General features: G+C 62.7%; 12 protein-coding genes. 7 read left to right on the top strand and 5 right to left on the bottom strand.

What is annotated here, in order from left to right; genetic code table 11:
- Positions 1 to 366: 366 nt before the first annotated feature.
- From QQL85_RS24870 to dprA, 3 genes are all read right to left on the bottom strand, one after another.
- Positions 367 to 672: a hypothetical protein gene (locus QQL85_RS24870; protein ID WP_284357049.1), complete on the bottom strand. Its 306-nt coding sequence runs from the start codon at positions 670 to 672 to the stop codon at positions 367 to 369.
- Positions 673 to 1,336: 664 nt separating this feature from the next.
- On the bottom strand, positions 1,337 to 1,894 hold the full coding sequence (locus tag QQL85_RS24865; RefSeq protein ID WP_284356955.1) for an L-threonylcarbamoyladenylate synthase: 558 nt from the start codon (positions 1,892 to 1,894) through the stop codon (positions 1,337 to 1,339).
- 42 nt (positions 1,895 to 1,936) lie between these two features.
- Complete coding sequence (dprA, locus tag QQL85_RS24860; RefSeq protein ID WP_284356956.1) at positions 1,937 to 3,034, bottom strand: DNA-processing protein DprA; 1,098 nt, start codon at positions 3,032 to 3,034, stop codon at positions 1,937 to 1,939.
- A 206-nt stretch (positions 3,035 to 3,240) separates the two neighbouring features.
- Here dprA and def point away from each other — a divergent pair, with 206 nt between their 5' ends.
- The 5 genes from def to QQL85_RS24835 are packed head-to-tail and all read left to right on the top strand — an operon-like array spanning position 3,241 to position 7,764.
- Positions 3,241 to 3,747, top strand: coding sequence for a peptide deformylase (gene def, locus QQL85_RS24855; protein WP_284356957.1), 507 nt, complete (start codon positions 3,241 to 3,243; stop codon positions 3,745 to 3,747).
- Positions 3,748 to 3,807: 60 nt separating this feature from the next.
- Positions 3,808 to 4,740 carry a methionyl-tRNA formyltransferase gene (gene fmt / locus QQL85_RS24850; RefSeq protein WP_284356958.1) on the top strand — a complete coding sequence of 311 codons (933 nt, stop codon included), beginning with the start codon at positions 3,808 to 3,810 and terminating at the stop codon, positions 4,738 to 4,740.
- Positions 4,737 to 6,047 carry a 16S rRNA (cytosine(967)-C(5))-methyltransferase RsmB gene (gene rsmB / locus QQL85_RS24845; protein ID WP_284356959.1) on the top strand — a complete coding sequence of 437 codons (1,311 nt, stop codon included), beginning with the start codon at positions 4,737 to 4,739 and terminating at the stop codon, positions 6,045 to 6,047. Before fmt ends, rsmB begins: the two co-directional genes overlap by 4 nt.
- A 23-nt stretch (positions 6,048 to 6,070) precedes the next feature.
- Positions 6,071 to 7,444 carry a Trk system potassium transporter TrkA gene (gene trkA, locus QQL85_RS24840; protein WP_284356960.1) on the top strand — a complete coding sequence of 458 codons (1,374 nt, stop codon included), beginning with the start codon at positions 6,071 to 6,073 and terminating at the stop codon, positions 7,442 to 7,444.
- Positions 7,445 to 7,455: 11 nt separating this feature from the next.
- Complete coding sequence (locus tag QQL85_RS24835; protein ID WP_019473745.1) at positions 7,456 to 7,764, top strand: tetratricopeptide repeat protein; 309 nt, start codon at positions 7,456 to 7,458, stop codon at positions 7,762 to 7,764.
- A 194-nt stretch (positions 7,765 to 7,958) separates the two neighbouring features.
- Here the strand turns inward: QQL85_RS24835 and QQL85_RS24830 are convergent, their stop codons facing one another.
- Both QQL85_RS24830 and QQL85_RS24825 read right to left on the bottom strand, forming a co-directional pair.
- A complete protein-coding gene (locus QQL85_RS24830) occupies positions 7,959 to 8,846 on the bottom strand; it encodes a lysophospholipid acyltransferase (protein ID WP_284356961.1) in 888 nt (295 codons plus the stop codon).
- Between the two features lie 41 nt (positions 8,847 to 8,887).
- The gene (locus tag QQL85_RS24825) at positions 8,888 to 9,439 is read right to left on the bottom strand and encodes a DNA-3-methyladenine glycosylase I (RefSeq protein ID WP_284356962.1); all 552 of its coding nucleotides are present in this window, start codon (positions 9,437 to 9,439) and stop codon (positions 8,888 to 8,890) included.
- A gap of 83 nt (positions 9,440 to 9,522) precedes the next feature.
- Here QQL85_RS24825 and glyQ point away from each other — a divergent pair, with 83 nt between their 5' ends.
- Positions 9,523 to 10,470 (top strand): glycine--tRNA ligase subunit alpha, encoded by a 948-nt coding sequence (glyQ, locus tag QQL85_RS24820; protein ID WP_012269869.1) that lies wholly within the window; start codon positions 9,523 to 9,525, stop codon positions 10,468 to 10,470.
- Positions 10,467 to 12,518 (top strand): glycine--tRNA ligase subunit beta, encoded by a 2,052-nt coding sequence (gene glyS / locus QQL85_RS24815; RefSeq protein ID WP_284356963.1) that lies wholly within the window; start codon positions 10,467 to 10,469, stop codon positions 12,516 to 12,518. The genes glyQ and glyS overlap by 4 nt, the downstream gene beginning before the upstream one ends.
- Positions 12,519 to 12,520: the final 2 nt, after the last annotated feature.

Below are 12,520 nucleotides of genomic sequence, written 5' to 3'. Positions count from 1 at the left end.
ACTGCTGTGAACAGTCAGAATCGGGCATTTAGTCCCACCACCCCTTCAAGTCTAACCATACAAGCGGGCATGCCCGCGAAGCAGCTACCGCGTTCCAGGCACCGGCTTTGCCGGTGTTCGCGGGTGAACCCGCTCCCACAGGTACTGCATCGACCTTGAGTGCAGCGCTATTCCTGTGGGAGCCGGCTTGCCGGCGATTGCGTCAGTACAAGTATTGAAGACTCAATGGGTAGCTCCCACAAAGTCTGTATACCATCGGATTTGAGCTGCTCGATAGAAGCGCGAAGGCGGCTTGCATTACTTTCACTTGCAAGTAACTGAGCGGTCTCATCTAGGTGAGGGTTCGGACAAGCCTGGCTGTTCATCTCAGCAGTCCTTTCTCGGTGGTGGGGTCGACTCGATGCCATCGAGTATCGCCTCAATCACCCCCTCTGCCATTTCAATCGCATGCAGGTTCGACCAGAACATGCCACGGCCTTCTTCGCGCATGTAGTCCAGGGCTTTGTAGCCGGTCTCGTAGGCGCTGCGCAGGTACAGGGCTACATGGACCAGTGCGTCCTCGGCGGAAATGTTCGGGTTGACGGTGAAGAGCGGGTCATGGCCGGCGTCGCAGCGGCCGAAGGGGCGGGTGGAGGTGCAGGGAAGGGGTGGATCTGGAACGATTTTCTTCATCAGTAGATCTCGCTTCATGGCCCCACCCAGTCGTTACCACACGAATGGGTGGCAGCTGTACGCAGGGTGGTAAACCGGGTGGGAGATCTAAAACCCAGCAGGCACGAAGCCTCCTGCGAACAGCCGCCATGGACTGCCAAGATCACCCAGAACCCGGGTTACCACACCCGATCGCCAAGTTATTCGGCGACGGTTTAAGCCTAAGGGCAGAGGTTCCCACTGAGAAGGTGATGGCAGGGGACGCGGGTCGTAGGATATTTCCCAAGCCGCAAGATGGACAGCCATCTTGGCAAAATCAGAAAACCCTGATCCCACCGCCCTATCAAATGCATTGCAGCACTTTGCCGTCTACTTGCCCCAAAAAATTTCGGAGCGTAGCCTGATCTGCAAGGTGGTACTGGTGCGCCGGGCAAGTTTCAAGTTATCCGGGCGAGTACCATCTTGCCATTGGGCCGCTTCCGCGGCTTTTATTTTTGGGGCGGATCGGGTCTGTGCTGCAAGGCGCTCGCCGACACAGATTCAGCGCCTATGAGATAGAGCGCCGCCCGCGCGGCGCATCGCCGGCAAGCCAGCTCCCACACCGACCGCGCCGGTTTCAAGCCAAGTGCAGTACCTGTGGGAGCTGGCTTGCCTGCGATCGAGGGCGAAGCCCTCGCCTGCGCTATCAACCCGGGCGAACAACTTCGCCAGTTGCCAGGTTACGAATCACACTCGGGTTCTTCCGCCCACCCAGCGCCCCGCCCAACACCAGGTCCAGTTGGCCATGGAAGTATTGCTCCACCCGCAACCGGCTCTTCGCTGCCGGGCGCCCGCCGGGGTTGCACGAGGTGGAAATCAGCGGCCCCACCAACGCGCACAGCTCACGCACCACCGGGTGGTCGCTGACCCGCAGCGCCACGGTGTCATGCTGCCCGGTCACCCATTCAGGCAACAGGTCCTGATGTGGCACCAGCCAGGTGTTCGGCCCCGGCCAGGTGCTGCCCATGCGGTCGATCCAGTCTTCGGGGAAATCCTCGAACAGGAAGTCGAACTGGCGGATGTTGTCGGCAATCAGAATCAGCCCTTTATCCACAGGCCGCGATTTCAGCGCCAGCAGGCGATACACCGCGTCCTCGTTCCACGGGTCGCAGCCCAGGCCCCAGACCGCTTCCGTCGGATAAGCGATCACTGCGCCCGCCCGGATCTCACGTGCGGCTTGCTGCACACGAAAACTGCTCACCATTACTGTCTCTCCGCCTAGATACCTTGCTTGCGAGCAGTGTACTTAGCCCAAGCGGGCAAACCAACGCCCGGCTTCATTGCTGACCCGGCCTTCCAGCTCCAGCTCGGTCAATTGCGCCAGCACTTCGGCCAGGGTCAGCTCGCTACAGTGCGCCAGGCTTTCGCTGGTTTGCGGCGCGGCATGCAGCAGGGCGAGCAAGGGATGCTCGAATTTGTCCACAATGGCGGGCGGCAGGTTCTGCCAGCCCTGCAGGCTTTCGATGATTTGTTCCACGCTTTCCACCAGCAGTGCGCCGTCACGGATCAACTGATGACAGCCCTTGGAGCCTGGGTGGTGGATGGAACCCGGAATCGCATACACCTCGCGGCCTTGTTCGGCCGCCAGGCGGGCGGTGATCAGCGAGCCACTGGCCAGGCTGGCCTCGACTACCAGCACGCCCAGCGACAGGCCGCTGATAATGCGATTGCGTCGCGGAAAGTTGCCGGGCAGTGGCCCGGCATCCAGCGGGTATTCGGAAACCAGTGCGCCGCCGTTATCAATCATCGCCCGCGCAAGCTCCAGGTGGCGCTGTGGATAAAGTTTTTGCAACCCCGTGCCAAGCACGCCAATCGTGCCCCCACCGGCCTGCAATGCGGCCCGATGAGCGGCACCGTCAATGCCCACGGCCAAGCCGCTGGTGATGGTGAAACCGGCCTGCGCCAGGTAGCGGGAAAATGCCCCGGCGGTGTCGAGCGCCGGGGGTGTGGCACGCCTGCTGCCCACAATGGCCAGCTGTGGGCGTTCGAGCAATGCAGGTTCGCCAGCCACGAAAAGCAGCGGTGGGGCATCGTCGATTTCCGCCAGTAATGCAGGGTAATGGGGGCTGTCCCACATCAGCAAATGCTGGCCAGGTCGCTCTAGCCAGGCCATTGCGGCCAGTGCGCCACTGCGTACCTCAGCACTGCGCCTTGCGTCGATGGTGTTCTGCGGGATGCCCAACGCGCGCCAGGCTGAACCCGGAGCACTTAGCGCGCTGGATGCACTGCCGAAGGCATCGAACAGGGTACGAAAACGTCGCAGTCCCATTCCGGTAAGGCAGTGCAGGCGTAAACGTGCATCCAGTTCGGCAGGCGAACAGGGCGACGAATGGTGGATCGGCATAAGGATCATCCTTGATCGAAACAGGGCCATCTATGTGGCACAAGCTGTGGATAACTCTGTGAGTAACACTTTGAAAAGCTGTCCATTGATTGGGGGCTATCAAGCCCATAAACACCCTAGACGAGCTTGCCAGGTGCCGAAATCCCCGTTTCCCTTTATTATGTGTGCTCAGTTTTCAACCGAACGCACAGTGACTGCCTGACCTTATGGCCATCTTGAACATTCTCGAATTCCCGGACCCGCGCCTGCGCACTATCGCCAAACCGGTGACGGCGTTCGACGACGCCCTGCGTCAGCTGATCGACGACATGTTTGAAACCATGTACGAAGCCCCTGGTATCGGCCTGGCCGCCACCCAGGTCAACGTGCACCTGCAGGTCGTGGTCATGGACCTCAGCGAAGACCGCAGCGAGCCGCGCGTCTTCATCAACCCCACGGTCGAAGAGCTGACCCACGACATGGGCCAGTATCAGGAAGGCTGCCTGTCGGTGCCCGGCTTCTACGAGAACGTCGACCGCCCGCTGCGTGTGCGGGTCAAGGCCCAGGACCGCGACGGCAAGCCCTACGAGCTGGAATGCGAAGGCCTGCTGGCGGTGTGCGTGCAGCACGAATTCGATCACCTCAACGGCAAGCTGTTCGTCGACTACCTGTCGCAGCTCAAGCGCGACCGGATCAAGAAGAAGCTGGAAAAGCAGCACCGCCAGCAAGCCTGATCCCCACCTTCCAGAAGGCTTGCTCCGGCAAGCCTTTTTCTTTTTTGAAGCGAGAACTCCATGCGCATCGTCTTTGCAGGCACTCCAGAGTTTGCCGCCGAACACCTCAAGGCCCTGCTCGACAGCCCGTACGAGATCGTGGCCGTCTACACCCAGCCCGACCGCCCTGCCGGCCGCGGCCAAAAGCTGATGCCGAGCGCCGTCAAGGCGCTGGCAGTGGCCCATGACATCCCGGTGTTCCAGCCGCAGACGCTGCGCAATGCCGAGGCGCAGGCAGAACTGGCCGCGTTGAAGCCAGACCTGATGGTGGTGGTCGCCTACGGCCTGATCCTGCCCCAGGTGGTACTCGACATCCCACGCCTGGGCTGCATCAACAGCCACGCCTCCCTGCTGCCACGCTGGCGTGGTGCGGCGCCGATCCAGCGCGCCGTGGAAGCCGGCGACGCCGAGAGCGGCGTGACCGTGATGCGCATGGAAGCTGGCCTGGACACCGGCCCGATGCTGCTCAAGGTGGTCACCCCGATCAGCGCCGACGACACCGGTGGCAGCCTGCACGACCGCCTGGCCGAGATGGGCCCGCCCGCCGTAGTACAGGCCATCGCCGGCCTGGCGGACGGTTCGCTGCAAGGTGAAGTGCAGGACGATGCCCTGGCCACCTACGCACACAAGCTGAACAAGGATGAGGCGCGTATCGACTGGAACCGCCCAGCCGTCGAACTGGAGCGCAAGATCCGCGCTTTCAACCCGTGGCTGGCGTGCCACAGCACCCTTGATGGCGAAAGCGTGAAGGTACAGGCGGCCAGCTTGTCCACAGGCATGGGCGCCCCGGGTGAGATCCTGTCGGCCAGCAAGGACGGCCTGGTCGTCGCCTGCGGTGACCAGGCATTGAACCTGACCCGCCTGCAATTGCCTGGCGGCAAGGCGCTGAACTTCAGCGACCTGTTCAACAGCCGCCGCGAGAAGTTCGCCGCTGGCAAGGTGCTGGGCCAATGAACCCACGTCTCGCCGCCGCCCGTGCCCTTGCCGCTGTGCTCAGTGGCAAGGCGTCGCTGAACAGCTCGCTGCCGGCACAACTGGACAAGGTCGATGAACGCGACCGTGGCCTGACCCAGGACCTGGCGTTCGGCACCGCACGCTGGCAACCACGCCTCGACCTGCTGGCCGCGCAACTGCTGCAGAAGCCGTTCAAGGCCGCCGACGCCGACGTGCAGGCGCTGCTGCTGGTGGGCCTGTACCAGCTGTTCTACACCCGCATTCCGGCCCACGCCGCCATCGGCGAAACCGTCGGCTGCGCCGACAAGCTGAAGAAACCGTGGGCCAAGGCATTGCTCAATGCCGTGCTGCGCCGCGCCCAGCGCGAAGGCGAAGAGTTGCTCGCCAGCATGGAGCGCGACCCGGTGGTACGCACCGCCCATCCGCGCTGGCTGCAGAAGTCGCTGAAAGCGTTCTGGCCGGAACAGTGGGAAGCCATCTGCGCCGCCAACAACGCCCATCCGCCGATGATTTTGCGGGTCAACCGCCGTCACCACAGCCGCGATGCCTACCTGGCACTGCTGGCCGAAGCGGGCATTGGCGCCAGCGCCTGCCAGTACAGCCGTGACGGCATCGTGCTGGCCGAGGCCTGCGACGTGCGCGGCCTGCCGGGCTTCGCAGAAGGCTGGGTGAGCGTGCAGGACGAAGCCGCGCAACTGTCTGCCGATCTGCTCGAACTGGCCCCTGGCCAACGCGTGCTGGACGCCTGCTGCGCACCGGGTGGAAAAACCTGCCATTTGCTGGAGGCCGAAGCCGGCCTGGCCCAGGTGGTGGCCATCGACCTCGAAGCCAAGCGCCTTACCCGCGTACGCGAGAACCTCGACCGCCTCAAGCTCGACGCCGAGCTGATCGCCTGCGATGCCCGCGACACTGCCAGCTGGTGGGACGGCAAACCATTCCAGCGCATCCTGCTCGACGCCCCGTGCTCGGCCACCGGCGTGATCCGCCGCCACCCGGACATCAAACTGACCCGGCAGGCCGACGACATCCCAGCCCTGGCCACGCTGCAAGGCGAATTGCTGGATGCCCTGTGGCCAACCCTGGAAGTGGGCGGCATGCTGCTGTACGCCACTTGCTCCAGCCTGCCGACCGAGAACACCGAAGTGATCGATGCCTTCCTGGCCCGCACCCCGGGCGCCCGTGAATTGGACCTAGCCACCGAGGCCGGCCTGCGCCAACCCCACGGCCGCCAGTTGCTGGCCCAGGAAGGCGGTCACGACGGCTTCTACTATGCCAAGCTGATCAAGATCGCCGCCTCGCGCGGATAAGAATAAAGGGTAGGGAGTAGCGGATGAAGATCATCATCCTCGGCGCAGGGCAGGTAGGCGGCACGCTGGCAGAACACCTGGCCAGCGAAGCCAACGACATCACCGTGGTCGACACCGATGGCGAGCGCCTGCGCGACCTCGGTGATCGCCTGGATATCCGTACCGTGCAAGGCCGCGGCTCGCTGCCAACGGTGCTGCGCCAGGCCGGTGCCGACGACGCCGACATGCTGGTGGCGGTAACCAACAGCGATGAAACCAACATGGTCGCCTGCCAGGTGGCCTATTCGCTGTTCCACACCCCGACCAAGATCGCCCGGGTGCGCGAGTCGGCCTACCTCACCCGCGAAGAGCTGTTCGACAACGACCATATCCCGGTCGACGTACTGATCAGCCCCGAGCAGGTGGTAACCAACTACATCAAGCGCCTGATCGAGCACCCAGGTTCGCTGCAGGTGATCGACTTTGCCGAAGGCAAGGCCCAGCTGGTGGCGGTGAAGGCCTACTACGGCGGCCCGCTGGTCGGCCAGCAGCTGCGCCAGATCCGCGCGCACATGCCCAACGTCGACACCCGCGTAGCGGCCATCTTCCGCCGCGACCGGCCGATCACCCCGCGTGGCGATACGGTAATCGAAGCCGACGACGAGGTGTTCTTCATTGCCGCGAAGAAGGACATCCGCGCAGTGATGGGCGAGCTGCGCCGCATCGACGAAACCAACAAACGCATCGTCATCGCTGGCGGTGGGCAGATCGGCGAACGCCTGGCAGAAGCCATCGAAAGCCGCTACCAGGTGAAGATCATCGAGATGAGCCCGGCCCGTTGCCGACATCTCTCCGATACCCTGGAAAGCACTGTGGTGCTGCAGGGCAGCGCCTCGGACAAGGACCTGATGCTCGAAGAGAACATCGCCGACGCCGATATCTTCCTGGCCCTGACCAACGACGACGAAGCCAACATCATGTCGTCGCTGCTCGCCAAGCGCCTAGGAGCGGGCAAGGTGATGACGATCATCAATAACCCGGCCTACGTCGACCTGGTGCAGGGCGGTGATATCGACATCGCCATTAGTCCGCAGCTGGCCACCATCGGCACCCTGCTGGCGCATGTGCGCCGGGGCGACATTGTCAGCGTGCACTCGCTGCGCCGTGGCGCGGCCGAGGCCATCGAGGCGGTGGCGCACGGGGACTCGAAGTCGAGCAAGGTGGTGGGCAAGGCCATCGAAGACATCGCCCTGCCACCCGGCACCACCATTGGTGCCATCATCCGTGACGAAGAAGTGATGATCGCCCACGACGACACCATGATCGAATCGGGTGACCATGTGATCCTGTTCGTTGTGGACAAAAAGCATATTCGGGATGTGGAGAAACTGTTCCACGTCGGCTTGAGTTTCTTCTAGGAGAAGAGGGCATGCGCGAATCGCTGGAGAAGATGCTGGCCAAGGGTGTGGATAACCCACTGTTGCGGTTTGGCTTGGGCAAGGCCTGGCTGGATGAAGGTAATGGTGCTGAAGCGGCGGTGCACCTGGCGCGCTGTGTGGAGCAGGACCCAAAGTATTCGGCGGCCTGGAAGCTGTTGGGTAAGGCGCATCAGTTGCAGGGTGACCTGGCGGCGGCGCGCAAGGCCTGGGAGGACGGGATCGTGGCGGCGCAGGCCCATGGGGACAAACAGGCCGAGAAAGAGATGACTGTGTTCCTGAAGAAGCTAAACAAAGTCTGAGATTGCCGGGGCTGCTTTGCAGCCCATCGCAGCGGTTCGTCGCCACGACAAGCCAGCTCCCACAGGGACCGAGCGGGCTCCTGGATTTTGTACAGAGCCTTTGGCTTTCTCAGGTTGAAGCATAACCTCAGGCCGGCACGGTCAATGTAGGAGCTGGCTTGCCTGCGAATGGGGCGCAAAGCGCCCCCCAAATCTCAATACCAGCGCGGCTCGCCCGCCGGGCGCTTCTTGAAGCGCTTCATGCTCCACATGTACTGGCTCGGGTATTCGCGCACATAGCGCTCAACCACCTTGCTCATGGCCGCCGCCGCCTCAGTCACGTCGGTGCTGTACATCTCCTCCGGCGCAGCCTCCAGGAACACCTTGAAGCCCGAGCCATCCGGCAGCCGCAAGGCATGCAGGAATACCCCCACCGCTTTGCCGCCAGCCAGCATGTTCGGCACGAACTTGCTGGTCAGCGCCTGAGTGCCCAGGAACGGCACGAACACCCCTGCCGATTCCGCCGGCTCCGGGTCCGCAGGAATACCCACCTGGCCACCCCGGCGCACTTCCTTGATCACGCTGAGGATGCCTTCCTTGGTCGAAGGCGCCACGCGGTTGCCCATCTGCACCCGTTGCTCACGCAGCAGGTCATCCACCGCCTTCAGCTTGGGCGGGCGATAAAAGATGATCGGTTTGCACTGGTTGCAGTAGAAGTGGTTCAGCACTTCCCAGTTGCCCAGGTGGCTGGTGATACCCACCACGCCCTTGCCAGAGGCCAGCGCCTGCTCCAGCACTTCCAGTCCATGCACTTCCTTGACCAGCTCCAGTGAACGCTGCGGCGGCCAGATCCAGGCACAGGCACTTTCGACAAAGGATTTGCCGATATCCCGCAGCGCCTGGCCAACCAGCTGCTCACGGGCATCCGGGTCCATCTCGGGGAAACACTTGGCCAGGTTGATCCGCACCACGTTGCGCGAACTGTTGGGGATCTTCCACATCAACCAGCCAATACCCGCACCGACGCGCTGCACAGCGCCCCAGGGCAGCTTGGCAAACAGGCGCAGCACCCCGACCATCAGGGCGCCCTTGAACTTTTCCACAGGCGAATTCCTTATTTCAGCAAGGCGCGCATTGTAACCCCTCAGCGCAACAAGGCGGCGTAACGATCACAATCGGTGGTGTGGTCCATGACCATGCCAGTGGCCTGCATGAAGGCGTAGCAGATGGTCGGGCCGACAAAGGTGAAGCCGGCTTTCTGCAGGGCCTTGCTCATGGCCTTGGCTTCATCGGTAACCGCCGGAACCTCGCTGCGGCCCGTGAAATGGTTGATCTTCGGCACACCGCCAACGAACGACCATAACCATGTGGCAGGGTTATCTACCGCCAGCCAGGCCTGGGCATTGCGCCGCGCAGCCTTGAGCTTGAGGCGATTGCGGATAATGCCGGCATCTTGCATCAATTCTTCGATACGTTCGTCACTCATGTCGGCAAGCTGCGCCGGATCGAAGCCGTACATAACCTGACGGTATCGCTCGCGTTTACGCAAAACGGTGATCCACGAAAGCCCCGCCTGGAACCCTTCGAGCAAAAGCATCTCGAAGAGCAACGCCGGGTCACGCTGTGGCGTTCCCCATTCCTGGTCGTGGTAGGCCTGGTACAACGGATCGTCGGTACACCAAAAGCAGCGTGGCATAAGGCTCCAATGAGTAGAGGGCGAGGCGAATCAGGTTATACTCCCGCTCTTTACATCCGCATCCCCAGATACAGGTGAATTTCGTGAGCCAGCCTACGCCAGCCGTGCGTACCTTCCAAGACCTGATCCTCGCCCTGCAGAACTACTGGGCAGCTCAAGGTTGTGTGGTGCTTCAGCCCTACGATATGGAAGTAGGCGCCGGCACTTTCCATACCGCCACGTTCCTGCGCGCCGTCGGCCCAGAGACCTGGAACGCCGCCTATGTGCAGCCTAGCCGTCGCCCTGCCGACGGGCGGTATGGCGAAAACCCAAACCGCCTGCAGCACTACTACCAGTTCCAGGTAGTGCTCAAGCCGAACCCGGCCAACTTCCAGGAGCTGTACCTTGGCTCGCTGAAAGCCATCGGCCTGGACCCGCTGGTACACGACATCCGTTTCGTCGAAGACAACTGGGAATCGCCTACCCTCGGCGCCTGGGGTCTGGGCTGGGAAATCTGGCTCAACGGCATGGAAGTCACCCAGTTCACCTACTTCCAGCAAGTAGGTGGCATCGAGTGCTACCCGGTCACCGGTGAGATCACCTACGGCCTGGAGCGCCTGGCCATGTACATCCAGGGCGTCGACTCGGTGTACGACCTGGTGTGGGCCGACGGCCCGTTCGGCAAGGTTACCTACGGCGACGTGTTCCACCAGAACGAGGTGGAGCAGTCGACCTACAACTTCGAACACGCCAACGTCGACAAGCTGTTCGAACTGTTCGACTTCTACGAAAGCGAAGCGAACCGTCTGATCAAGCTGGACCTGCCGCTGCCGACCTATGAAATGGTCCTGAAGGCTTCGCACACCTTCAACCTGCTGGACGCTCGCCGCGCCATCTCGGTGACCGAGCGCCAGCGTTACATCCTGCGCGTGCGTACCCTGGCCCGGGACGTGGCGCAAAGCTATCTGCAAGCCCGCGCACGCCTGGGCTTCCCGATGGCCACCCCTGAACTGCGTGACGAAGTGTTGGCTAAGCTGGAGGCTGCACAATGAGTGCTCAAGATTTCCTGGTAGAACTGGGCACCGAAGAGCTGCCACCCAAGGCCCTCGCCAGCCTCGGCGAAGCCTTCCTGGCCGGTATCGAGAAAGGCCTGCAGGCCGCTGGCCTGAACTACACCGGCAAGCAGGTTTACGCCGCGCCGCGCCGCCTGGCCGTGCTGATCCGCCAGCTGGACGTGCAGCAGCCTGACCGCAGCATCAATATCGACGGCCCACCCCTGCAGGCTGCTTTCAAAGACGGCGAACCGACCCAGGCTGCCCTGGGCTTCGCCAAGAAGTGCGGCGTGGAGCTGGCTGAAATCGACCAGAGCGGCCCCAAGCTGCGCTTCTCCCAGCACATCCCAGGCAAGTCCACCGTCGGCCTGCTGCCAACCATCGTCGAAGATTCGCTGAACGACCTGCCGATTCCCAAGCGCATGCGCTGGGCGGCCAGCCGTGAAGAGTTCGTACGCCCGACTCAATGGCTGGTGATGCTGCTGGGCGACCAAGTGGTCGACTGCACCATCCTGTCCCAGAAGGCCGGCCGCGAATCCCGTGGTCATCGCTTCCACCACCCGGAAAATGTGGTCATCACCACCCCGGCCAACTACGTCGAAGACCTGCGCAAAGCCTATGTGCTGGCCGACTTCGCCGAGCGCCGTGAGCTGATCAACAAGCGTACCGCCGAGCTGGCCATGCAGCAGGAAGGCACCGCCATCGTGCCGCCTGCGCTGCTGGACGAAGTGACGGCCCTGGTCGAGTGGCCGGTGCCGCTGGTGTGCTCGTTCGAGGAGCGTTTCCTCGAAGTGCCACAAGAAGCCCTGATTACCACCATGCAGGACAACCAGAAGTACTTCTGCCTGCTGGACAGCGAAGGCAAGCTGCTGCCGCGCTTCATCACCGTGGCCAACGTTGAGAGCCGCGACCCGAAGCAGATCGTGCAAGGCAACGAGAAAGTCGTGCGCCCGCGCCTGACCGACGCCGAGTTCTTCTTCAAGCAGGACAAGAAGCAGCCGCTGGAAACCTTCAACGAACGCCTCAAGAACGTGGTGTTCCAGGCTCAGCTGGGTACCGTGTACGACAAGGCCGAGCGCGTTTCCAAACTGGCCGCCTTCATCGCTCCGCTGATCGGCGGCGACGCCCAGCGTGCCGGTCGTGCCGGCCTGCTGTCGAAGTGCGACCTGGCCACCGAGATGGTCGGTGAATTCCCTGAGATGCAGGGTGTTGCCGGTTACTACTACGCGCTCAACGACGGTGAGCCGCAAGACGTCGCCCTGGCCCTGAACGAGCAGTACATGCCGCGCGGTGCTGGCGCCGAGCTGCCGCAGACCCTCACCGGTGCTGCCGTGGCCATCGCCGACAAGCTCGACACCCTGGTCGGTATCTTCGGTATCGGCATGCTGCCCACCGGCAGCAAAGACCCGTACGCACTGCGCCGTGCCGCCCTGGGCGTGCTGCGCATCCTGATCGAGAAGCAGCTGGACCTGAACCTGACCGGTGCGGTCGAGTTCGCGGTCAAGCAGTTTGGTGCCAAGGTCAAGGCTGCCGGCTTGTCGGAACAGGTGCTGGAATTCATCTTCGACCGCCTGCGTGCGCGTTACGAAGACGAAGGCATCGATGTGGCCACTTACCTGTCGGTACGTGCCCTGCAGCCAGGCTCCGCCCTGGACTTCGACCAGCGTGTACAGGCCGTGCAGGCCTTCCGCAAGCTGCCAGAAGCCGAGGCCCTGGCCGCGGTGAACAAGCGTGTGTCGAACCTGCTGAGCAAGGCCGAAGGCGCCATCGCCGAACAGGTCGAGCCGAAGTACTTCGACAATGCCAACGAGTTCTCCCTGTACTCGGCCATCCAGCAGGCCGACCAGGCCGTGCAACCGATGGCTGCTGCACGCCAGTACAGCGAGTCGCTGGCCCGCCTCGCCGCCCTGCGTGACCCGGTCGACGCCTTCTTCGAGGCGGTGATGGTCAACGCCGAAGACGCCAAGGTACGCGCCAACCGTTATGCCCTGCTCAGCCGCCTGCGCGGCCTGTTCTTGGGCGTGGCTGACATTTCGCTGCTGGGGTAAGC

The organism is Pseudomonas putida, assembly GCF_030159595.1.
Taxonomy (GTDB): domain Bacteria; phylum Pseudomonadota; class Gammaproteobacteria; order Pseudomonadales; family Pseudomonadaceae; genus Aquipseudomonas; species Aquipseudomonas putida_AC.
This window is presented reverse-complemented; position numbering and strand designations above follow the sequence as displayed.